Origin of the sequence: Pandoraea cepalis, from assembly GCF_902459625.1 — a bacterium.
In the GTDB taxonomy this organism is placed as follows: domain Bacteria; phylum Pseudomonadota; class Gammaproteobacteria; order Burkholderiales; family Burkholderiaceae; genus Pandoraea; species Pandoraea cepalis.
Genome location: NZ_CABPRY010000004.1, coordinates 1 through 22,239, shown reverse-complemented (window position 1 = coordinate 22,239; position 22,239 = coordinate 1). Strand labels below are relative to the sequence as shown.

General features: G+C 63.6%; 17 protein-coding genes, 1 tRNA gene and 1 other RNA gene. 14 read left to right on the top strand and 5 right to left on the bottom strand.

Annotated elements, in window-relative coordinates:
* Positions 1-112 precede the first annotated feature (112 nt).
* The 6 genes from PCE31107_RS11270 (at position 113) to PCE31107_RS11245 (ending at position 6,266) form a co-directional block, all read left to right on the top strand.
* Positions 113-1,081 (top strand): acetyl-CoA carboxylase carboxyltransferase subunit alpha, encoded by a 969-nt coding sequence (locus tag PCE31107_RS11270; RefSeq protein ID WP_130025633.1) that lies wholly within the window; start codon positions 113-115, stop codon positions 1,079-1,081.
* Positions 1,050-2,672, top strand: a complete 1,623-nt coding sequence (tilS, locus tag PCE31107_RS11265) for a tRNA lysidine(34) synthetase TilS (protein WP_150608524.1) — start codon at positions 1,050-1,052, stop codon at positions 2,670-2,672. The genes PCE31107_RS11270 and tilS overlap by 32 nt, the downstream gene beginning before the upstream one ends.
* 197 nt (positions 2,673-2,869) lie before the next feature.
* Complete coding sequence (locus PCE31107_RS11260) at positions 2,870-4,120, top strand: aspartate kinase (RefSeq protein ID WP_130025635.1); 1,251 nt, start codon at positions 2,870-2,872, stop codon at positions 4,118-4,120.
* A gap of 223 nt (positions 4,121-4,343) precedes the next feature.
* Positions 4,344-4,437: transfer RNA gene (locus PCE31107_RS11255), tRNA-Ser, on the top strand.
* 121 nt (positions 4,438-4,558) lie between these two features.
* Entirely contained in the window at positions 4,559-4,900 is a 342-nt protein-coding gene (locus tag PCE31107_RS11250) for an FKBP-type peptidyl-prolyl cis-trans isomerase (RefSeq protein ID WP_130025636.1), read from the top strand.
* Between the two features lie 148 nt (positions 4,901-5,048).
* Complete coding sequence (locus PCE31107_RS11245) at positions 5,049-6,266, top strand: MFS transporter (protein WP_130025637.1); 1,218 nt, start codon at positions 5,049-5,051, stop codon at positions 6,264-6,266.
* Positions 6,267-6,326: 60 nt separating this feature from the next.
* Here the strand turns inward: PCE31107_RS11245 and PCE31107_RS11240 are convergent, their stop codons facing one another.
* On the bottom strand, positions 6,327-7,217 hold the full coding sequence (locus PCE31107_RS11240; RefSeq protein WP_246181804.1) for an aspartyl/asparaginyl beta-hydroxylase domain-containing protein: 891 nt from the start codon (positions 7,215-7,217) through the stop codon (positions 6,327-6,329).
* Positions 7,218-7,492: 275 nt separating this feature from the next.
* On the opposite strand from PCE31107_RS11240, the gene PCE31107_RS11235 reads away from it, so the two are divergent.
* The 5 genes from PCE31107_RS11235 to PCE31107_RS11215 all read left to right on the top strand — a co-directional run bounded on the left by PCE31107_RS11235 (position 7,493) and on the right by PCE31107_RS11215 (position 14,264).
* Entirely contained in the window at positions 7,493-9,460 is a 1,968-nt protein-coding gene (locus tag PCE31107_RS11235) for an extracellular solute-binding protein (protein ID WP_150608522.1), read from the top strand.
* A 41-nt stretch (positions 9,461-9,501) separates the two neighbouring features.
* Complete coding sequence (locus PCE31107_RS11230; protein WP_130025638.1) at positions 9,502-10,557, top strand: microcin C ABC transporter permease YejB; 1,056 nt, start codon at positions 9,502-9,504, stop codon at positions 10,555-10,557.
* A 1-nt stretch (position 10,558) separates the two neighbouring features.
* On the top strand, positions 10,559-11,653 hold the full coding sequence (locus PCE31107_RS11225) for an ABC transporter permease (RefSeq protein WP_130025639.1): 1,095 nt from the start codon (positions 10,559-10,561) through the stop codon (positions 11,651-11,653).
* On the top strand, positions 11,650-13,266 hold the full coding sequence (locus PCE31107_RS11220; protein WP_150608520.1) for an ABC transporter ATP-binding protein: 1,617 nt from the start codon (positions 11,650-11,652) through the stop codon (positions 13,264-13,266). Before PCE31107_RS11225 ends, PCE31107_RS11220 begins: the two co-directional genes overlap by 4 nt.
* A gap of 290 nt (positions 13,267-13,556) precedes the next feature.
* On the top strand, positions 13,557-14,264 hold the full coding sequence (locus PCE31107_RS11215; RefSeq protein ID WP_130025641.1) for a C40 family peptidase: 708 nt from the start codon (positions 13,557-13,559) through the stop codon (positions 14,262-14,264).
* Positions 14,265-14,403: 139 nt separating this feature from the next.
* On the opposite strand, the gene PCE31107_RS11210 is transcribed toward PCE31107_RS11215, so the two are convergent.
* Entirely contained in the window at positions 14,404-15,354 is a 951-nt protein-coding gene (locus PCE31107_RS11210; RefSeq protein ID WP_150608518.1) for a patatin-like phospholipase family protein, read from the bottom strand.
* Positions 15,355-15,957: 603 nt separating this feature from the next.
* Here PCE31107_RS11210 and PCE31107_RS11205 point away from each other — a divergent pair.
* Entirely contained in the window at positions 15,958-17,013 is a 1,056-nt protein-coding gene (locus PCE31107_RS11205; RefSeq protein WP_150608516.1) for an extracellular solute-binding protein, read from the top strand.
* Positions 17,014-17,213: 200 nt separating this feature from the next.
* Here PCE31107_RS11205 and PCE31107_RS11200 read toward each other — a convergent pair whose 3' ends face one another.
* The 3 genes from PCE31107_RS11200 to trxA all read right to left on the bottom strand — a co-directional run bounded on the left by PCE31107_RS11200 (position 17,214) and on the right by trxA (position 20,170).
* Positions 17,214-18,215 carry a tetratricopeptide repeat protein gene (locus PCE31107_RS11200; RefSeq protein WP_150608514.1) on the bottom strand — a complete coding sequence of 334 codons (1,002 nt, stop codon included), beginning with the start codon at positions 18,213-18,215 and terminating at the stop codon, positions 17,214-17,216.
* Positions 18,216-18,387: 172 nt separating this feature from the next.
* Entirely contained in the window at positions 18,388-19,650 is a 1,263-nt protein-coding gene (gene rho, locus PCE31107_RS11195) for a transcription termination factor Rho (RefSeq protein WP_026132103.1), read from the bottom strand.
* Positions 19,651-19,843: 193 nt separating this feature from the next.
* Positions 19,844-20,170 (bottom strand): thioredoxin TrxA, encoded by a 327-nt coding sequence (gene trxA, locus PCE31107_RS11190; protein ID WP_010807316.1) that lies wholly within the window; start codon positions 20,168-20,170, stop codon positions 19,844-19,846.
* Positions 20,171-20,462: 292 nt separating this feature from the next.
* Between trxA and ffs the strand changes: the two genes are divergently transcribed.
* An RNA gene (gene ffs / locus PCE31107_RS11185) (signal recognition particle sRNA small type) lies at positions 20,463-20,561 on the top strand.
* A gap of 322 nt (positions 20,562-20,883) precedes the next feature.
* Positions 20,884-22,239 (top strand): DNA polymerase III subunit gamma/tau (dnaX, locus tag PCE31107_RS11180; RefSeq protein ID WP_150608512.1); only part of this gene is annotated, 1,356 nt, incomplete at its 3' end.

The following is a 22,239-nucleotide window of genomic DNA, read 5'->3' as shown; positions in this document are numbered from 1 at the left end:
CCAGTCATTATTGACGTCTATTGTGGATTGAGTGGCAATGAAAGTTGTCTATCTCGACCGGGTAGACGTTGCCGGCGGTACAATACGCTGCCGCATTTCCGGGGGAAGCCTGATGAAGAACACCTTTTTGGATTTTGAACAGCCCATCGCCGAACTCGAAGCGAAGATTGAAGAGCTGCGCTTCGTGCAAGACGATTCAGCCGTCGACATTTCCGAAGAGATCGAGCGCCTCTCGAAGAAGAGCCAGCAGCTCACCAAGGACATCTATACGAACCTGTCGCCGTGGCAGGTTTCGCAAATTTCGCGTCATCCGCAGCGCCCCTACACGCTCGACTACGTTCGCGACATCTTTACCGATTTCCATGAACTGCATGGCGATCGCTCGTTCGCGGACGATCTGGCCATCGTGGGGGGCATGGCGCGTTTCAACGGCCAGGCCTGCATGGTGATCGGTCATCAGAAAGGGCGCGATACGAAGGAGCGTGCACTGCGCAACTTCGGCATGCCGCGTCCCGAGGGCTATCGCAAGGCCATGCGCCTGATGAAGCTCGCCGAGAAATTCGGTCTGCCGATCTTCACGTTCGTCGACACGCCGGGCGCCTACCCGGGCATCGACGCCGAAGAGCGTGGCCAGTCCGAAGCCATCGGTCACAACCTGTTCGTCATGGCCGAACTCAAGACGCCGATCATCACCACGATCATCGGTGAGGGCGGCTCGGGCGGCGCCCTCGCCGTGGCGGTTGCCGACACGGTCATGATGCTGCAGTTCTCGACGTATTCGGTGATTTCGCCGGAAGGTTGCGCGTCGATCCTGTGGAAGAGCGCGGCCAAGGCGCCCGAGGCGGCCGAGGCGCTGGGTCTGACGGCGCACCGCCTCAAGGCGCTGGGCCTGATCGACAAGATCGTCAACGAACCGCTGGGCGGCGCGCATCGCGACCCGCTCGGTATGGCCGGCATGCTCAAGCGTGCGTTGGCCGACTCGCTGCGCCAGTTCCAGGGCAACAGCCACAAGGAACTGCTCGAGCGCCGCTTCGAGCGCCTGATGAGCTATGGCAAGTACAAGGAAGCGGTCGCGAAGTAACGCGCCTGCCACGGCGTCGTCGCCCGTGGTGGCGATGACGCCGGATGCCATGCCTCGTCACGATGCTTCCGCTGCCGCGTGCGCTTCTGCCCGAAGCGACGCGGCAGTGGTCCATGTGGACGTCGCGCTGCGCCTCGCCCTGGCGATGCACGCGACGCCGCAAGTGACGCCGCAAGTGACGCCGCAAGTGACGCCGCACCTCGCGTCAGTCCCCCCCTCCCACGGCACCCCGCCTCTGGCCGTCGCGCTGAGCGGCGGACTCGACTCGATGGTGCTGCTCGATGCGCTGGCGCATTGGGTTCAGGCGCGTCGAGACGCGGGCGAGGCGATCGCACCGCCACTGGCCATCCACATCCATCACGGACTGTCCGCGCACGCCGACGCGTGGCTCGCCGCGTGCGAGCGCGAGGCGCGTCTGCGCGGTTTTGGGTTCGAGGCGCAACGGGTGAGCGTGCGGCGCGACGCCCGGCAGGGCATCGAGGGCGCGGCGCGTGCGGCGCGCTATCAAGCGCTGGCGGCGTGCTGCGACGCACATGGCGTGGGCTGGCTGTTGAGCGCTCACCACGCGAATGATCAGGCCGAGACCGTGCTGATGCAGATGCTGCGCGGTGCGGGGCTGCCCGGCGTGGCGGCAATGGGCGTGGAGGGCGTGTTGCCGGTCGCGGCCGGCGAGCCGAGTCGTGCACGGCTGCTGCGGCCGTTGCTCGACGTCTCGCGCGAGACGTTGCTGATGTATGCAAAGGCGCGCTCGCTGTCATGGGTCGACGATCCATCGAACGACGATCGCCACTACTTGCGCAACGCACTGCGTCACGATGTCATGCCCGCAATCGCGGCCCACGTGCCGGCGTATCGGGAAACGTTGGCGCGGTTTGCGCGTCATGCCGCGCAAGCGCAATCGCTGCTCGACCAGCTCGCGCAGACGGATTTCGACATGGCCCGCGTGATCCAGGCATCTGGCGACGAGTGTTTGCAGCGCAGTCGATTGCAAGCGCTGGACACGCCACGACTGGCGAACCTTCTGCGGTATTGGGCGTCGCGTCGCGGATTGGCGATGCCACCCGAAGCGCGGCTGGACGAATGGGTGCGACAGATTCGCGACGCGCACGACGACGCATCGCTCGAATTGCCGCATGGCGGCGCGGTCTTGCGTCTGTATCGCGACGCCTTGCAATGGACCGCGGTGTACGACGCGGCCCAGCAGGACGAAGGGGCCTCCGATGTCGTATTGCGATGGTCGGGTGAGCGCGAATGGTCGTTGCCGCAATGGCAGGGAAGCATTGTGTTCGTGCCGGTCGCCGAGGGCGAGGGGGGCGAGGCATCCATCGACGAGCGCGTGCTACGCGCACGGCCGCTCGTGGCGAGGGCGCGCGCGGGTGGAGAGCGATGGCGCGAACACGCGCAGGGTCATTCGCGTTCGCTGAAGCACTGGTATCAAAGCCGCGGCGTCGCGGCGTGGTTGCGTCATGTGCCGATCGTCTGGCAGGGAAACGACATCGTGTTCGTGCCCCGCTTGGGGATCGACGGGGCGGCACAAACCGGTGAGTTCCGCGGTGCGCGCTGGCGGATGATGTGGCGCGACGAAGCGTAAGCGACCGAAAACGGCACAATGTGCTGTCGAATGCGGCGCGTTGCGTCCTGGGCAGTGCAATCTGCGCCAGACTGGCTCAGGCGCGATACATTCGTGCGATAATCAAAAGTTCCGCGAATCGAAACGCTACCGATACCCTTCGGCGGGTCTCCGTGCGTGATTCATAAACGGTTTCAAATCAATGTGTTAGCAATGTTATGGCTCTGATCGTACACAAATACGGCGGCACGTCGATGGGCTCGGTGGAGCGCATCAAGAATGTCGCCAAGCGCGTGGCCAAGTGGCACAAGGCCGGTTACAAGATGGTGGTGGTGCCGTCGGCCATGTCTGGCGAGACCAATCGTCTGTTGGGGTTGGCCAAGGAGATTTCGGCCCATCCCGATCCGCGCGAACTCGACGCCATTGCCGCCACGGGCGAGCAAGTGAGCGTTGCCCTGCTGGCGATGGCGCTCAAGGAAGCGGGCGTCGATGCCGTGAGCTATGCCGGCTGGCAAGTACCGATCAAGACCGACAGCGCTTTCACCAAAGCCCGTATTTCGGAGATCGACGACACGCGCGTGATGGCCGATCTCAATGCCGGGCGCGTGGTCGTCATCACGGGTTTCCAGGGAATCGATCCGAACGGCAACGTGACCACGCTGGGTCGTGGTGGCTCGGACACGTCGGCGGTGGCGGTGGCCGCTGCGCTGAAGGCCGATGAGTGCCTGATCTACACCGACGTCGATGGCGTGTACACGACCGACCCGCGCGTGGTCGACGACGCGCGCCGCCTCGACAAGGTCACTTTCGAAGAGATGCTGGAAATGGCCAGTCTCGGCTCGAAGGTGCTGCAGATCCGCTCGGTGGAATTTGCCGGCAAGTACCAGGTCAAGACGCGCGTGCTCTCGAGCTTGACCGACCCGATGATCGCGCTCGACGAAGAAGCGCGCTCGGGCACGCTGATTACTTTTGAGGAAGACGAACAAATGGAAAAGGCCATCATCTCGGGTATCGCATTCCAGCGCGACGAGGCCAAGATCACTGTGCGCGGCGTGCCGGATCGTCCGGGCATCGCCTACCAGATCCTCGGTCCGATCGCCGACGCGAACATCGATGTCGACATGATCATCCAGAACCTGAGCATCGAGGGGAAGACCGACTTCACGTTCACCGTGCCGCGCGGCGACTACCAGCGCGCCATGACGCTGCTGCAAAAGGATGTGCAGGGCCACATCGGTGCCGCCGAAGTCGTGGGCGACCCGAAAGTCTCGAAGGTGTCGATCGTGGGCGTGGGCATGCGCTCGCACGTCGGTATCGCCAGCAAGGCGTTCCGCACGCTGTCGGAAGAGGGCATCAACATTCAGCTGATCTCGACGTCCGAAATCAAGATCTCCGTGCTGATCGACGAGAAGTACATGGAACTGGCCGTGCGCGCGCTGCACAAGGCGTTCGAACTCGACCAGGCCTGAGCGTCGTTGACGACACCGGGTGTGCCGCATGCGCGCAAGAGGCATGCGGCGCGACGCGCGATTTTCGCGCGGCAGTGCGGGGAATGTTCCCCAAGCGTGTCGAAGGCATGACACATGCGCAAATTTTGTTGGTTTTCGATGCGCATAATGTTTGACGACATCGCGAACAGTAGGTAATATCACGCCTTCGTTACATCACCTCCCTGATGTGACGGCAAGTTTGGGAGACGTGGCCGAGAGGTCGAAGGCACTCCCCTGCTAAGGGAGCATCTGGGCCAAAACCTGGATCGAGGGTTCGAATCCCTCCGTCTCCGCCAAGTCGCCTTGGCGGAACACCCCCGGCGCTTCGCGGAGCGCCGGGGGTTTTTTCTTTCCCGAGTTCGCGCGTTGGCGATACCTCGCGCGTCGATACTCTTTCTGTTTCGAGCGAGGACAACGATGTCGATCATCACTACCGATTCCGGCCTGCAATACGACGAGCTGCAAGTGGGCGATGGCGCCGAAGCCACGCCGGGCAAGACCGTCACCGTGCACTACACGGGCTGGCTGACCGACGGCAAGAAATTCGATTCCAGCAAGGACCGCAACGACCCGTTCGCCTTCGTGCTCGGCGGTGGCATGGTCATTCGCGGTTGGGATGAGGGGGTTGCCGGCATGAAGGTCGGCGGCAAGCGCAAGCTGGTCATTCCGCCCGAACTGGGCTATGGCGCACGCGGCGCCGGCGGCGTGATTCCGCCCAACGCCACGCTGGTCTTCGAGGTCGAACTTCTGGACGTCTGAGCGATCCAAAGCCGTCACCAAGCGGCATCATCGATGCAATAGACACCCCCGGTGCCTCGCAGGTACCGGGGGTGTTGTCTTTTTACGTGGGCCTTCGCCATGCGCGATGGCTGCACAAAGGAGCCTTCATTAGGTGTCTCACCCCGCCATGTCTGTTTCCCGATTCTGGTTTCCGTTCTCGCTCGTGCTCTTCGAGTTTGCCGTCTACATCTCGAATGACATGATCATGCCCGGCATGCCGATGGTCACGCGCGAATTCGGGGCGTCGGCGGACATGACCACGCTGGCGCTGACTGCGGCCATGCTCGGCAACGCCAGCCTGCAATGGCTGCTCGGACCGCTCGCAGATCGCTTCGGACGCCGTCGCGTGCTGCTCGGCGGTCTCGTGATGTTCATCGTCGCCTGTCTGGCCACGCACTACGTGCAGACGATGCCGCAGTTCATTGCACTGCGCTTCCTCCAGGGCATGGGGTGCTGCTTCGTGCTGACGGTGGGCTATCCGACCGTGCACGAAGCGTTCGACGAGAAGACGGCGGTGCGTGTAATGGCGCTCATGGCGAACGTCTCGCTGCTCTCGCCGTTGTTCGGTCCGCTCGCGGGCGCGGCCGTGGTGTCGTACTGGCCATGGCGCAGTATCTTCTGGCTCATCGCCATCGTGGCCGTGTTTTCGTTCGTGGGGCTGTATCGCACCATGCCGGAACTGTCGCGCCATGACCGCACGGCGCTGAACGCGAAGCAGCTCTGGACGGGCTACAAGCTGCCGCTCTCGAGCGCGCGGTTCTGGCGCGGTGCCGTGCTCACGGGGCTTGCCATCACGCCGCTGCTGACATGGATCGCCCTCGGCCCGGTGTTCCTGATCGAGCGCGCCGGTTTGTCGCAGATGCAATACGCGTTGCTGCAGGTGCCGGTCTTCGCGGCGCTGATTCTCGGCAATGTGTTGCTTGCGCGTCAGGTCGGGCGCTGGTCGAATGGCCGATTGCTCGCGATGGGCGTGGCGGCGATGCTGATTGGCGCGGCGGTGTCGCTCATCGGCACAGTGATTCTCGCGCCGGGCTATCCGGCCCTGCTGGTTGGCACGTCTTTGCATGCGTTCGGCATGGGCCTGTGTTACGGCGTCGTGTATCGCCAGTCGTTGTTCGCTGTCGAGAGTCCCAATCGCGCGACGGTGGCCGGCATGCTCAGCATGATCACCATCGTTGTGGCCGTGGCCGTGATCGAGACGATGAAGGTGGCGTACCTTCACTTCGGCGATGCCGCGCTCGGCATCGGTGCGATGATGGCAGCGGCGCTGGTCGCGGTGCTTGCGGCGAACTTTGTCCCTCCGCCCGCGCAGGACGCGCTCGCGCAGCCCGGCCGGCCTTCGTAAGTCCGACCGCCCCAATGAAACGCCAGCGAAAACGTCGCTGGCGTTTTTTTATGCGTCGCGTCAGCCGTGTGCGCGGTCGTCGGCCACGGTCTGCGTGGTCGGCGAGTCCGCTTTCTCAGGGGGCGTTGCCGGGTTGGCAGCCGGGGCATTGGGCACCGGCTTGCCCGTGACATTGTCTGCGGCCGGCGCGGGCGCCGCGTAATAATCGCGCTCCCACTGTTCGTGATTTGCCTTCGCCTGCTGCAACTCCGGCGTGAGCGGCGCGAAGGCCAGCAGCAACTTGTTGAGCCACGATACCGGGACTTTGCATGGGCGCTCGAAGTCGACGAACAGCACCACGCGTGTCTCGGGCGTATCGTTGTGCACCTGATGGGGATAGGCGTCGTCGAAGATCACGGCGCGGTTCGCTTGCCAGACATAACGCTGAGCGTCGACTTCGATCCAGCAGTGCTCCCGCTCGCGCGGCACCTTCAGTGCAAGGTGCAGGCGCAGCACCCCGTTGTAAGGACCGCGATGCAGCGGGATCTGCTTGCCCGGCGCGAGGATCGAGAAGAACGCGGTGCGCAACCCGGGAATGCCGTCGAGGGCGGCCGCGGTGGCCGGGCAGCGCGCGAGATTGCGCTCGGCGCGCATGCCGTAGCCAAGAAACACGAAGGTCTGCCACTGATGATCCTGCGTGATGGTGGCGACGTCGGGCGAGATTTCGTGAAACGCCGGCAAACGCCCGGGCGTGGCGAGGACGGCGTCGAGCTCCGCGGCGATGGCCGGCGCCTGCGCTTCGAGGGCTTCGACCCACGGGAACTGCGCGTTGTCGAAAATGGGTCGGTCGCCGACCAATGACCCACGCGCAATACGACGTTGCGCCGCTTCCACGCATTGAAAGAAAAATCGGGCGAGCCAGCGAGGCAGGGTACGGTTGGGGTTCTGCGCGGGCGATCGTGTAGCACTCAACGTCGGCCTCCAGGGCGGAAACAGGGGAACCGGGCCGGCGAGATTGTGTCTTTCAGTGCGGTAACCGCCGGGCTTTTGGGTACAATTGTCGCGCGGTCCGGCCATGTCGCCAAGCCTCGTGCGGGAATTGTGCGTGACGGCACAGGGATGCGCCATGACGAGATGTTACGCGCCGTTATGCCACGTCGCCAAACACGGTGGCGGGGCGAAGGGGAGGGGGCTGGATGCGTCCGGGCCCCGGCAGGCTGGCGCTGGCCGACCAACACAGGAGACGCATGAAAGCGCCCACTTCACGGCACTCATACACGGCACGCGGCTCGCTCAACCGCTTGGTGACTTCTCTGGTCCGCGTGCTGAGCGTCGTTCCCGCCCTCGTTCCGGCGCTCGCCGTCGCCCTGTTGCTGGCGCCGTCGGCGCAGGCGAAGTACGCCATCGCCCAATACGGCGAACCGAAGTATCCGCAAGGGTTCACACACTTCGACTACGTCAATCCCGATGCGCCTCGTGGCGGCACGCTGACGCTGGCCAACCCCGATCGCCGCACCAGCTTCGACAAGTTCAATCCATTCACGCTGCGCGGCACGTCGGCCCCGGGCGTGCTAGGCCTCATGTTCGAGACGCTCGGCATTGGCAGCGCCGACGAACCTGCCACCGTCTACGGCCTGCTCGCCGACGACATCGCGGTGGCTCCCGATGGCGCGTCGGTCACGTTTCACCTCAATCCGGCCGCACGCTTCAACAACGGCGACGCGGTGACGGCGCAAGACGTCAAGTATTCGTTCGATACGCTGATGAGCCCGCAGGCCTCGCCGGGCTTCAAGGTGATGTTCGCGGACGTGAAAGGTGTGAGCGTGCTCGACGCGCGTCGTGTGCGCTTCGACTTCCGTCGCGTGAGTCCCGACCTGCCGCTGCTCGTGGCAACGGTGCCGGTGTTTTCGCCCAAGTGGGGGGCCGGCGCGGATGGCAAGCGCAAGGCCTTCGATGCGCTGACGTTCGAGACGCCCATCGCCAGTGGTCCGTATCTCATCGAGTCGTATGACGGCGGAAGGCGCATCACCTTCCGGCGCAACCCGACGTACTGGGGCAACGCGCTGCCCGTGCGACGCGGCACCTATAACTTCGAGCGCATCGTCTACAAGCTGTACTCCGACGACATCGTGCGGCTCGAAGGCTTCAAGGCGGGCGAGTTCGACGCCATCACCGAATACCGCGCCAGAAGCTGGGTGCGCAGCTATGTGGGGAAGCGCTTTCGCGATGGCGAACTGATCAAGCGCGAGTTCGCGCATCACAACACGGCGGGCATGCAGGGCTTCATCCTGAACCTGCGACGCGACAAATTTCGCGATGTGCGCGTGCGCCGGGCGCTGGATCTTGCGCTCGATTATCAGTGGCTTAACCGTCAGCTGTTCTACAACCAGTATCAGCGCATCGACAGCTATTTCACCAACAGCGATCTCGCCGCGCGCGGCCTGCCGAGCGAGGCGGAACGCAAGCTGCTCGAACCGCTGCGCAAATCGCTCGATCCGGCCGTGTTCGGGCCGATGGTCGTGCAGCCGACGACGACCCCGCCCGCCAGTCTGCGTGAGAACCTGCGCCAGGCGCGCGAGCTGCTGGCGCAGGCCGGCTGGACCTATCGCGACGGCGCACTGCGTAACGCGAAAGGCGAACCGTTCGTCTTCGAGTTTCTCGATGATGGCGGTGCGATGGGGCCGGTCGCGTCGGCTTACGCACGCAACCTCGCCAAGCTGGGTATTACGCTGAACTTTCGCACGAGCGACTTCGCGTTGTATCAGAAGCGTCTGGAGGCGTTCGACTTCGACATGATTTCGCTGCGCTATCCCGACTCGCAGATTCCCGGCACCGAATTGCTCGACCGCTTTGGTAGCCACTCGGCCGACGTGGAAGGCTCCGATAACGCCATCGGTCTGAAGGATCCGGCCGTCGATGCGCTCCTGGGCGATCTCGTGCGTGCGCATACCTACGACGACCTCGTGGCCGCGGCGCGCGCGCTCGACCGCGTGCTGATGCATGGCTACTACATCGTGCCGCACTGGTTCTCTTCGACGCACCGCATGGCCTACAAGCAGTATCTGCACTTCCCGGACAAGTTGCCGAAGTACTACACCGCTGAAGGCTGGCTCGTGTCGACGTGGTGGGATTCGCGTGTGGGGCAGACGCAGGCGGCGACGCCAGGGGCGTCGATGCCCGCTGCGCCATCCCCGGCGTCTGCCGCGTCCCGATAGCACGTCACCGAGTCAGGAACCGACAGGAGCTGCCCCCAACCATGTGGTCCTACATTCTCAAACGCCTGCTGATCATGATCCCGACGCTGCTCGGTGTGATCACGCTGACCTTCGTGGTCATCCAATTTGTGCCCGGCGGTCCGGTCGAGCAGGTCATGCTCGAACTCAAGGGGCGCGGCGGCGGCGGGGAAGCGAGCGGCGGCGGCGCCGCGAGCGACTATCGCGGACGGCGCGGCATCGACCCGCAACAACTGGCCCAGATCAAGGCGTTGTACGGCTTCGACAAGACGCCGGCGGAGCGCTATTGGCTCATGCTCAAGCGCTTCGCGAAATTCGATCTCGGCCAAAGTTACTTCCATCACCAGAGCGTGTGGTCGCTGATCGTCTCGAAGTTGCCCGTGTCGATCTCCCTGGGCCTGTGGACGTTTTTCCTCACGTACCTGATATCGGTGCCGTTGGGTATCGCCAAGGCGGTGCGCAACGGTTCTCGATTCGACACGCTCACGAGTCTGGTGGTGCTCGTCGGCTACGCGATCCCGGGCTTCGTGCTCGGGGTGTTGCTGCTGGTGCTCTTCGGCGGCGGCACGTTCTGGCAGTTATTCCCGTTGCGCGAACTCGTCTCCGATAACTGGAGCGATTTATCGTGGCCGGCGAAGATCACCGACTACCTGTGGCACATCACGCTGCCGGTGACGGCGTCGGTCGTGGGGAGTTTCGCCGTCGTCACCATGCTCACGAAGAACGCGTTCCTCGACGAAATTCGCCGCCAGTATGTGCTCACCGCACGCGCCAAGGGACTCTCCGAGCGCAAGGTGCTGTTCAAGCACATCTTTCGCAACGCGTTGATTCCGCTGATCACCGGTTTCCCGTCGGCCTTCATTGGCGCGTTCTTCGCGGGCAGCCTGCTGATCGAGACGCTGTTCTCGCTCGATGGGCTGGGGCGTCTCTCGTACGAATCGGTGCAGCGGCGCGACTATCCGGTCGTGCTCGGCTCGTTGTATCTGTTCACGCTCATCGGCCTGGTGACCAAGCTCATCTCCGACCTGTGCTACGTCCTGGTCGACCCGCGTATTCAATTCGATCGACTGGAGCACTGACGTGACCCGATCCGCCACGCCAACGCCACGCCCGTCGTCGTTCGCCCCATCGCGGTCGCCGCGTTGGCGTGTCTGGCGGCGCTTTCGCAACCAGCGACTGGGGTATTGGAGTCTCGTCGTGTTCGTCGTGTTGTTCGGCATCAGTCTGTTTGCCGAGGTGATCGCCAACGACAAGCCGTGGGTCGTTCGCTACGAGGGGCACTGGTATTTCCCGCTCGTGGAGACCTATCCCGAGTTGACCTTCGGCGGCGATTTTCCGACGCCGACCGATTACCTCGACCCGTTCATCGAGAAGCGCATCCGCGCGGGCGATAACTTTGCGATCTATCCGCCGGTGCGCTACCACTACGACACCATCAACTATTTTTCGACCACACCCAATCCTGCGCCGCCGTCGTCGGAGAACTGGCTGGGCACGGACGATCGCGGCAGAGACGTGTTCTCACGGTTGCTCTATGGGTTCCGGTTGTCGGTGATCTTCGCGCTGGCGCTGACGGTCTCCGGCACGCTGCTCGGGGTGCTGGCCGGCGCCGTGCAGGGTTTCTACGGCGGGCGCATCGATCTGACGCTGCAGCGCCTGATCGAAATATGGGGTTCGCTGCCGGAGCTGTACCTGCTCATCATTTTTGCGTCGATCTTCGAGCCTCATCTGTGGCTGCTTTTCGTGCTGCTCTCGCTGTTCGGCTGGATCGGCTTGTCCGACTACGTGCGCGCCGAGTTCCTGCGCAATCGTCAGCTCGATTACGTTCGCGCTGCGCGGGCGATGGGACTTTCGAACTGGCAGATCATCCGGCGTCACGTGCTGCCCAACAGCATGACGCCGGTCATCACGTTCCTGCCGTTCCGCATGAGCGGTGCGATTCTTGCGCTGACGAGTCTCGACTTCCTGGGCCTTGGCGTGCCGCCGCCGACGCCCAGCCTGGGCGAGTTGCTCAATCAAGGCAAGGCGAATCTCGATGCATGGTGGATTTCGCTGGCCACGTTCGTGGTGCTCGTGCTCACGCTGTTGCTGCTCACGTTCATGGGCGACGCCTTGCGCAATGCGCTCGACACGCGTGTAGCGGACAAGCAGGCCGCCGCCGGGGGGGCAATGTGAGCGCGCCCTTACTCAGTATCGAAAACCTGTCGGTGTACTTTGGCGACACCGAAGCCGTGAAGGACGTGAGTCTTGCCATTGGGCGGGGCGAGCGGGTCGCGCTGGTCGGCGAGTCGGGCTCGGGCAAGAGCGTGACGGCGTTGGCCATCCTGCGCCTGTTGCAGGACGCGCAGGTACAGGGACGGATCATGCTCGACGGCGTCGACCTGGCCGGCATGAGCGAGCGCGAAATGCGAGGCATCCGCGGCAACGACGTCGCCATGATCTTTCAGGAGCCGATGACCGCGCTCAATCCGCTCTATTCGATCGGCGACCAGATTGCCGAGGCGCTTGAGCTGCACGAAGGGCTTTTTGCCAAGGAGGCGAAGGCGCGCGCGGTGGAGCTGCTGCGCCGCACGGGCATTCCCGAGCCGGAGCGCCGTGTGGCGCACTTCCCGCACGAGCTGTCAGGCGGGCAACGCCAGCGTGCCATGATCGCCATGGCGCTCGCGTGCCGGCCCAAGTTGCTGCTGGCCGACGAGCCGACCACGGCGCTCGACGTCACCATTCGTGCCCAGATCGTTGAACTGTTGCTGGCGCTGCAACGCGAAGCCGCCGAGACGCGTGGCATGGCGGTGCTGCTCATCACGCACGATCTGAATCTGGTGCGGCGATTCGCGCAACGCGTCGCGGTGATGGAGAAGGGCGTTCTCGTCGAATGTGCGGACACCGAGACGCTCTTCACCGATCCGCAACATCCGTACACGCGCAAGCTGCTCGATAGCCGTCCGCAGCGGGAGATTCATCCGGTGTTGCCCATTGCGCCGGTGTTGCTCGAGGCGCGCGGGGTCGCGGTCGACTACCCGACCTCGCAGCCCGGCATGCGCGGCTGGTTTCAACGCGGACGATTCCGCGCGGTGCATCCGGTCGATCTGGCATTGCGCCAGGGCGAGACGTTGGGCGTGGTGGGCGAGTCGGGCTCCGGCAAGTCGACGCTCGCGATGGCGTTGCTGGGACTTCAGCGCACGAGTGCCGGGCAGGTCGAATTCCAGGGCGAGCCGCTCGCCGCCTATCGTGGCAAGGCGCAGCGCACGCTGCGCTCGCGCATGCAGATCGTGTTCCAGGACCCGTTCGGCTCGTTGTCGCCGCGCATGACGATCGACGAGATCGTGGGCGAGGGGCTCGCGCTGCATCGGCCGCAACAGACGGAAGACGAGCGGCGAGCCCGTGTCGCGGACGTGTTGCGCGAGGTGGGAATCGATGCGCGTGCCATGTCGCGCTATCCGCACGAGTTCTCGGGCGGTCAACGCCAGCGCATTGCGATTGCGCGCGCGCTCGTGGTCGATCCGCAGGTGATCGTGCTCGACGAACCGACCAGCGCGCTCGACGTGTCCATTCAACAGCAAGTGCTCCATTTGCTCGCGCAGTTGCAGATCAAGTACAACCTGAGCTACCTCTTCATCAGTCACGATCTGGCCGTCATGCGTGCGATGGCACATCGTATTCTGGTCTTCAAGGACGGGCGACTGGTCGAGCAGGGGGACACGGAGTCGATATTTTTCGATCCGCAAAACGATTACACGAGGACGCTGATCGCGGCGGCCATGGGGGAGGACCCCATGACGCCCCGGTGAAATATCACGCAACGTCGCGGAACATCGGCTAAATCGCAAGGGCTTGATTGCTAATGAAAATTTTCCGATTGCACTGATTGTTTTTTTCTATTACCTTTTGACATCATGTGACGTTCACATTACTATCGCGTACCAATTAAGTTGAATATTCAACGAGTTAACAGTCAGTCAAGACGACAGGTTCGGCGGTGGGTCAGCCGGGCGTAACTCGAAGGCGTTCGACACGGCAGCATCCTGTTGCACCTGAAGAGCTACTCATCGGCCATCCGACACACTCAACCCGGCGACTAATGCAGACGATCCCTCCGCGCATCCGCAAGACACTCCTTCTCGCGTTCACTGCCGCCGGCCTCGTTACCGCCTCGTTGTCGGCGCAGGCTGACGACTACAACAACGGCCCGACCGCCGCCGCCCGAGCGGCCGCTGCCACCCTCCAGGCCGGCGGTAGTTTCAGCGCTGCCCAGAGCGCGGCGACCGCCGTCGCGGCATCCGATGCGCCGCAAGCGCCTGTCGAAGAATCGCGTGTGCAACGTGCACAGAAGCTGCTCTCGAACGTGACGGACAAGGCCTCGGACGTGGTGCTGGGCGCGTTGAACTACATCGGCGTGCGCTACAAGTACGGTGGCAATACGCCGGACAGCGGTCTGGATTGCAGCGGCTTCGTGCGTTACGTGTTCCAGGACACGCTCAACTTCATGCTGCCGCGCCGCGCGGAAGAAATGAGTCAGGTGGGCGAGCGTATCGCCAAGACCGATCTGAAGCCGGGCGATCTGGTGTTCTTCAATACGATGCGTAGAAGCTTCTCGCACGTCGGCATCTATATTGGCGGCGACAAGTTCGTGCATGCCCCGGCCACCGGCGGCAAGATTCGTGTGGAAGACCTGCGTGAGTCATACTGGTCGGCCCGCTACAACGGCGCCCGCCGTGTCGAAACGCTCAAGGCCAGCGCCGAACTGACGCGCGTCGAGCAGCTCTTCAAGAACGACCACCCGATGTAAGCGTTTGATGTCCGCGGCGTTGGCGGATATCCAGACGGGACAACAAAACGAAATGCCGCCCAGTGGGCGGCATTTCTCATTTCAGGCGCCGGCTTTCTGCGCTTGGCCGGGTGCCTGGCGCGGCCCGGCGTTGCTTCGCTCAGCGCGAGGCTTGCGGCAGGCCGCGCGTGGCTTCCGTCTGTGCTTCGGCGAGTTTGCGCTGGATCTGCGGCCACATCGCGGCAACCGCTTCTTCGCCAGCCAGGATGGCGCGATTGCGGCCCTGGAAGTCCGAGGCCCCCATCTTTGCCAGCGACGGACGAATCACCACGTCCGCATTCTTCTCCAACTCGTACTGCTTGATCGACTGCCCCATGATCGTGAACGTCTGCATGAGGATGTCGAACTGGCCTTGCGTGGCCTGTGCGGTCGGGTTGGCCGAAATGTCGACGGCAATCACGAAGTCGGCCCCCATCTGGCGGGCGTATTCGGCGGGCACCGGCGCGACCAGACCGCCATCGACGTAATCGCGCGTGCCGATATGCACGGGTTCGAACACACCCGGCACGCTGCTCGACGCGCGTACGGCCTGTCCGGTATTGCCGCGGCGGAACAGGATCGGTGCACCGCTCTGCAAGTCGGTGGCCACGATGCCCAACTGGCGCGGCATCTGTTCGATCGGGCGATCCTTGAGGATCTTGTTGACGTAGGACTGCAGGGCTTCGCCGCGCAGCATGCCGCGAGAGCGGAATGGCATCGTCCAGTCGCTGATCGATGCCTCATCCATCGTCGACGCCAGGCGGTTGAGCTGGAAGCCGTTCAGACCGGAGGCGTACATTGCGCCGACGACGCTCCCCGCACTGGTGCCGACCACGATGTCCGCGTGTATGCCACGGGCCTCCAGCGCCTTGATGACGCCCACATGCGCGAACCCGCGCGCTGCGCCGCCGCCGAGCGCAAGACCGATCTTCAGCGGCCGGACGACCTTCGGCGGCGCCGCCGGGGTGGCGGGGGCCGTCGGTGTCTGCGCGCTCGACGACATGCTGTCGGCATAGGTCACGGGCGCATTGCCCCCCGGCGCGCTCGCGCACCCGGCCAACACGGCGGTCATGGCGAGTGCGCTCAAGGCCGTGCGGGGTGAGGCGGCAAGCGGGACGCGCGCGCTGGCGAGGAAGGGCAAGAGGGGGCGCAAAAGAGGGAGCAAGAGCGAGTGCGAGTGAGGCCGCGCGGGGGCGGGGGCGCCGTGGACTGTCGGTGTGACAGGGCGACGTAGTTTTCGAATCGACGACAACAAGGGGAAACTCCGGCAGGGCAGGACAAACGCGCGTGGCGCCTTCGATCCGGGGGATGGCGGGCGACTGGCGCGCGTCGACGCGCAATTTTACGGCGGTTGGAGCCGCCCGGGCGCAATTCGGTTCACTTTTCGAGGAGATCGTCGAGAGGCGCGCACCTGACCGGAACCTTTGACGGGGTGCCTCGTCTTATCAGCCGCAACCGACGGAGCGCGCCAGGTTCGGGTGCCTTCTGTCCCCAGGGGCGGCGGCCTTGAGGATTTGCCGGCCGCACCCCGCGCGCCATCGCCCCACCTAGCCGCGCCCTGCACGTTTCCCATAATGAAGATGCGAACTAACGATAATGGGAATCATTTGCAATATTGACCATGATTCATTATCCTGTTCCTCTCTACGAAACCACGACAGCGGGGGAATGGCCCATGAAGGCGAAGACGATTGGCAAACTGGCGCGACTGACGGTACTCGGCACGTTGATGGGCGCGACACTCGGCGCGCAGGCCGACACCGGTGGCGTGCTGAACCTGTATTCGGCGCGTCATTACCAGACCGACGAACAGCTTTTCGGTGCGTTCACGCGACAGACCGGCATCAAGATCAATCGGATCGAAGCGGACGACGCGGCGCTACTGGAGCGGTTGAAGAGCGAGGGGGCGAAGAGTCCGGCGGACGTCATTCTGATGGTCGACGCGGCGCGTCTGGCGAAGGCGGACGAGGCAGGGCTGTTCCAGCCGACCCGGTCGACGACGCTCGATGCGCGTATTCCAGCCAAGCTGCATGCCGCGGGCACGACGGCCGGCACTGACTGGTACGGCTTTTCGACGCGGGCGCGTGTGATCGTCTACAACAAGGACAAGATCGACCCGAAGACGGTGCGGACCTACGCCTCGCTGGCCGATCCGTCGCACAAGGGGCAAGTCTGCACCCGGTCTGGCTCGCATCCGTACATGCTCTCATTGGTGGGCGCGCTGATCGCGCGTGAAGGCGCGCCGGCGACGCAAAAATGGGCCGAAGGCATGGTGGCGAACTTTGCGCGCGCACCGCGCGGGGGAGATACCGACCAGATCAAGGCGGTGGCGACAGGGGAGTGCAGCGTGGCGCTCGCGAACTCTTACTATTACGTGCGCATGGCGCGTTCGGAGAAACCTGAGGACAAGGCGCTGATGGCCAAGGTGGGTTTGATCTGGCCGGATCAGGCGGGCAAGGGCACTCACGTGAATGTCGCGGGGGCGGGCATTGCCAAGCATGCACCGAACCATGCCAATGCCGTGAAGTTCCTGGAATATCTCGCGAGCGACGACGCGCAGCGGTACTTCGCGAACGGCAACAACGAGTGGCCCGCCGTGCCGACGACTCGCGTCGACAACCCGGCACTCGCCGCGCTGGGCCCATTCAAGGCAGAAGACGTGCCCATCGGCACCATCGCGAAAAGCCTGCCGGAAGCGCAGCGTATCCTCGATCGAGCGGGCTATAAATAAGCTGATGCGTGATCGTGGGGGCGCGACGCCCCCGCGATCATCGGCGTGCATGCAGTCAATCGACAAAGGGCACCGGGTGAATTCCGGTGCCCTTTGTCGCTAACGGTCGCTGATGACCTGTGCGATGCCGGACAATCAGGTCGATTCAGTGGATCGACCCGCGGGATCCGTGTGCTCAGGCGATGCGCTTGGCAGTGCGCTCAGTCGATATCATCGCCCGGCTGATACATATGGTAGTCGCCCGTGGCATAGACCCCCTTGTAGGGCATAGGCGACTCCTCGTCGTGCTCGACCGGGTGCGTCTCGGCGATACGCAGTGAGTCGCGCACTTGCGGCGGCTCGCATTCCGCGACCAGACGCAGCGCTTCGGCTTCATCTTCGGCCACCACGTCGTAGGTGGTGACAAACGCGGGCGGCGGGCCATCGGGATCCTCATCCTCCAGCGGCTCATACCATTGCCCTTCCACAATCAGATGCATCACGTGGGCCACATCCGATTGCGCGTCGCGTGCGGCACGCAGGGCCCACAGGGCAGTGTCGCTCCACTTGTAGAGCTGCACGGCCTCCAGCGCCGACGCGAGCGCTTTATCGTTATCGCCCGACTGCTTGTACGCGAGCGATAGTTCGGCGAGCACGTCGGCCATTGCCACGTTGCTACCTTCGTCGTCACGCTCGTGCTGGTGCAGCGATTCGTAGGTGGCAATGGCGGCCTTCGGCTCACCTTGGGCGTTGAACAGGTGCATGCGCAGTGCAATGGCGTTTTCGATGAAGGCACGTCCGGCCTGTGCGAGGTGCGGGCTCTCAAGCACACGGTCGAGACGCGTTTGTGCCGACGTGAAATCGCCGTGGCGGGTGAGGGCGTTGGCGTGGTTGAAGTCGACGATGACGACGTCTTCGTCCGGCGCGCAATTGCCAGCGGCCTCGTATGCCTCGATGGCGGCAGGGAAGCGCCCCAGATCGGAGCGGTAGTTGCCGAGCAGTTGCCAGAGCAGCCAGACGCCCGGCGCATGGGCGACACCGGCTTCCAGAACGCTCACGGCCTGTTCCATGTCGTCCATATCGGCGTAGGCCATTGCCTGCACCTCATAGGCGCCCGAGTACTGCATCGACTCGAGCCGTTTGCCGATCTCCAGCGCCGACTCGGGGTCGCCGGCTTCGAGGTGGGCAAAGGCTTCCGCCATCAAATCGTCTTGCTCGGACATTGCAATCTCTCCTTCGGGAACCGCGTTGGGGAACGCGTGTTGGCGGCCAGTGCGCGGTGCCGTTCCATCATATAACAGTCATCGTGACAGCCCGCGCAGCGGCGGGGTGGCGCAAAGAAAAAGCCGCGACACGCGGGTCGCGGCTTTCTCTCATGACGCGCAGGGGGCGAAATCAGCCGCCGCGGCGCATCAGGTCGAAGAACTCGGCGTTGTTCTTCGTCTGCTTGATCTTGCCAAGCAGGAATTCCATGGCTTCAGCCTCATCCATATCGTAGATGAGCTTGCGCAGCACCCAGATCTTTTGCAGGATTTCCGGCTTGATGAGCAACTCTTCGCGACGCGTGCCCGACTTGTTCAGGTTGATGGCCGGGTAGACGCGCTTCTCCGCGAGACGACGCTCAAGGTGCACTTCCATGTTGCCCGTGCCCTTGAATTCTTCGTAGATCACGTCGTCCATGCGGCTGCCGGTTTCGATCAGCGCGGTGGCGATAATCGTGAGCGAGCCGCCTTCTTCGACGTTACGCGCGGCGCCGAAGAAACGCTTCGGGCGCTGCAGCGCGTTGGCATCCACACCGCCGGTGAGCACCTTGCCCGAGGCGGGGATCACGGTGTTGTAAGCGCGGGCCAGACGGGTGATCGAGTCGAGCAGAATGATCACGTCCTGTTTCATTTCGATCAGGCGCTTGGCCTTCTCGATCACCATTTCGGCGACCTGCACGTGACGCGTGGCCGGCTCATCGAATGTCGAAGCGACCACTTCGCCTTTCACCGAGCGCTGCATTTCCGTCACTTCTTCCGGGCGCTCATCGATGAGCAGCACGAAGAGCTTGGCTTCCGGATGGTTGGTGGCAATCGCGTGAGCGATGTGCTGCAGCATCACGGTCTTGCCCGACTTCGGCGAGGCCACGAGCAGACCGCGCTGGCCCTTGCCGATCGGCGCAATCATGTCGATGATGCGGCCCGTCACGTTCTCTTCACCGCGAATGTCGCGCTCGAGCAGCAGCGGCTTGTTCGGGTGCAGCGGCGTGAGGTTCTCGAACATGATCTTATGTTTCGAGGCCTCGGGCGGATGGTCGTTGACCTTGTCGACCTTCACCAGCGCGAAGTAGCGCTCGCCGTCCTTCGGCGTACGCACTTCCCCTTCGATCGTGTCGCCGGTATGCAGGTTGAAGCGGCGGATCTGCGACGGGCTGATATAGATATCGTCCGTGCTGGCCAGATACGACGTCTCGGGCGAGCGCAGGAAACCGAAGCCATCCGGCAGCACCTCGAGCGTACCGTCGCCGTAGATGGTCTCGCCGGTCTTTGCGCGCTTCTTCAGAATGGCGAACATCAGCTCCTGCTTGCGAAGGCGGTTTGCGTTCTCGATATCGAGACCGTTCGCCATTTCAAGCAGTTCGGAGACGTGCTGGGACTTTAGTTCGGATAAATGCATACGGGGGTGCCGTCCGACGGACGACAAGTGAAGGATCAGGGAAAAGTGAGCGAACGCTCGAAGAACTTTGAGATGCTTGTTGCCGGATTATATAGCAAGCAGCGCCGCGCGCAAGCACTGCGCCGCTTGTCCGGCGCCGGGCTGTCGCACTGCGGCGACAAAGGCCCCGGCACCTGCCGTCATTGGCTGGGGATTACAGATGCTGGTCGAGGAAGGCGGTCAGTTGACCCTTCGCAAGGGCGCCGACCTTCTGGCCAGCGACGGCGCCGTTCTTGAACAGGATCAGGGTGGGGATGCCGCGGATGCCGAACTTGGCCGGCGTGGCCTGGTTGTCGTCCACGTTCATCTTGGCGATTTGCACCTTGTCGCCGTATTCCTTGGCCACGTCTTCCAGGATCGGGGCGATCATCTTGCACGGACCGCACCATTCCGCCCAGAAGTCGAGAAGCACCGGCTTGTCGGAATTCAAAACGTCCGCGTCGAAGCTGGCGTCGGAAATGTGCTTGATTTGTTCGCTCATGAGTATTGTTGCCTCGTCTGACTATTCGGAAACGTCCGGTGAAAACAGCGCGCTTTCACCGACGCCGGAGATGTCACCCGGCTTTCCCGGGCGTGCATTCTCCATATGGAGGCTGCAATCGCGTGCTTCAATAGCGTTCGCCAATGCAGTTTGTACTCATCTTAGCGGAAATCGCAAACGCTTGCGCGTCGTGCCTGAGCGCGCCGCGAGGTTGCCGTTGGGAGCGCCCGCGCCCCACATTCTCGCGCGTCGGGCTTCTGTTGGCACGCCGACTCTGGTAGAATCTGTTCCTGACGGGCCTCCTCGCATGGTGGCGCGGCCAATCTGGTCAGGTCGGGAACGAAGCAGCCACAACCGTTTTCTGCCAGTGCCGAGGGTCAGGCTCGTCACCTACCCCCTTGTTTTATCAATGTTCTCAGCGCATTCGCGCACATTCCGCCTCCGCTTTCACATGCCGCGTGACGTTGCGATCGGCCGTTTCCATGGTGAATGGACAGGGCGCCGCCGTGGTTCGCCGACGCCCGCTGACGGCCACCGTGCGTGTCCCGTCGGTGCTATTTCAACGCGTATCGCGGGGGCCAGGGCCGCTTGGTAGAATCGCGCAACATTTTTTTCTATCGCACCGATAGCCTGACGGATTTCCCGGGCTGACAACGCCCGATTGGGCGTTGACATCGGTGCGGACGCTCAACGCCGAACTGTTACAATTTGGCATGACCTATCAAGTACTCGCGCGCAAATGGCGCCCCAAAGGCTTCTCGACCCTGGTGGGCCAGGAGCATGTCGTGCGTGCGTTGACGCACGCGCTCGAGCAACAGCGTTTGCATCACGCCTACTTGTTTACCGGCACGCGTGGCGTTGGCAAGACGACGCTCTCGCGCATTCTGGCCAAGGCGCTCAATTGCGAGACGGGCATCACGGCCGAGCCGTGCGGCGTGTGCAAGGCCTGCCGGGCGATCGACGAAGGGCGCTTCGTCGACTACGTGGAAATGGACGCGGCATCGAATCGCGGCGTCGACGAAATGACGTCGCTGCTGGAAAAGGCCGTCTACGCGCCAGCGGATGCGCGCTTCAAGGTCTACATGATCGACGAAGTGCACATGCTGACGGGGCACGCGTTCAACGCGATGCTCAAGACGCTGGAAGAGCCGCCCGCGCACGTCAAATTCATCCTGGCGACGACCGATTCGCAGAAGATTCCGGTCACTGTGCTCTCGCGCTGCCTGCAATTCAATCTCAAGCAGATGCCGGCCGGGCACATCGTGTCGCACCTCACGACCATTCTCGGCGAGGAAGGCATCGAGAACGAGACGCAGGCATTGCGTCTGCTCGCCAAGGCGGCGGGCGGCAGCATGCGCGACGCCTTGTCGCTCACCGATCAGGCCATCGCCTATGCTGCGGGACCGCTGACCGAGACGGCCGTACGCGGCATGCTCGGGGCCATCGATCAGAGCGTGCTCGTGCGTCTGCTCGACGCCCTCAAAGACGAATCGCGCACCGACCTGCTGGCCGTTGCCGACGAAATGGCCGAGCGCAGTTTCTCGTTTGCGGCGGGATTGCAGGATCTCGGCAGCTTGCTGCACAAGATTGCCCTGGCGCAATACGCCCCCCAGGCCGTGTCGGACGAATGGCCGGAAGCGGCGGACGTGCGACGTCTGGCGCAGGCGTTGTCGCCTGAAGCCGTCCAGCTGTATTACCAGATCGCCACGCGTGCGCGCGGCGATCTTGGACTTGCGCCGGACGAATACACCGGTTTTTCGATGGCGCTGCTGCGAATGGCGGCATTCACGCCGTTGCTCGCGGGCGGCACGCTGGCGGAACCGCCAACGCCGCAGATGGCGGGTGTCGCGCGGGCTGCGGCCCCAGCGGCCGCACCGTCGCGGGCCCCAATGGCGGAAACGGGGCGTGCGTCCCCATCGTCTGCGGCATCGACGTCATCGCGTTCGCCCACGTCAGCCGCTTCCGGTGCATCGTCGGCGGATTCGCCGCCTGCCGCCCCGGCCGCCCAACCCGAGGCACGCCGTGCCCCGTCGGCGCGAAGCAGTGCGCCGGCCGATGGCGCCCCGATG

Coding starts and splice junctions, on each gene's coding strand:
- PCE31107_RS11245 (WP_130025637.1), top strand. CDS start 5,049: ATGTCTGTTTCCCGATTCTGGTTTCCGTTCTCGCTCGTGCTCTTCGAG.
- PCE31107_RS11210 (WP_150608518.1), bottom strand. CDS start 15,354: ATGACCGCCGTGTTGGCCGGGTGCGCGAGCGCGCCGGGGGGCAATGCG.
- tilS (WP_150608524.1), top strand. CDS start 1,050: ATGGCAAGTACAAGGAAGCGGTCGCGAAGTAACGCGCCTGCCACGGCG.
- PCE31107_RS11215 (WP_130025641.1), top strand. CDS start 13,557: ATGCAGACGATCCCTCCGCGCATCCGCAAGACACTCCTTCTCGCGTTC.
- PCE31107_RS11230 (WP_130025638.1), top strand. CDS start 9,502: ATGTGGTCCTACATTCTCAAACGCCTGCTGATCATGATCCCGACGCTG.
- PCE31107_RS11270 (WP_130025633.1), top strand. CDS start 113: ATGAAGAACACCTTTTTGGATTTTGAACAGCCCATCGCCGAACTCGAA.
- PCE31107_RS11205 (WP_150608516.1), top strand. CDS start 15,958: ATGAAGGCGAAGACGATTGGCAAACTGGCGCGACTGACGGTACTCGGC.
- PCE31107_RS11250 (WP_130025636.1), top strand. CDS start 4,559: ATGTCGATCATCACTACCGATTCCGGCCTGCAATACGACGAGCTGCAA.
- trxA (WP_010807316.1), bottom strand. CDS start 20,170: ATGAGCGAACAAATCAAGCACATTTCCGACGCCAGCTTCGACGCGGAC.
- rho (WP_026132103.1), bottom strand. CDS start 19,650: ATGCATTTATCCGAACTAAAGTCCCAGCACGTCTCCGAACTGCTTGAA.
- PCE31107_RS11235 (WP_150608522.1), top strand. CDS start 7,493: ATGAAAGCGCCCACTTCACGGCACTCATACACGGCACGCGGCTCGCTC.
- PCE31107_RS11260 (WP_130025635.1), top strand. CDS start 2,870: ATGGCTCTGATCGTACACAAATACGGCGGCACGTCGATGGGCTCGGTG.
- PCE31107_RS11200 (WP_150608514.1), bottom strand. CDS start 18,215: ATGTCCGAGCAAGACGATTTGATGGCGGAAGCCTTTGCCCACCTCGAA.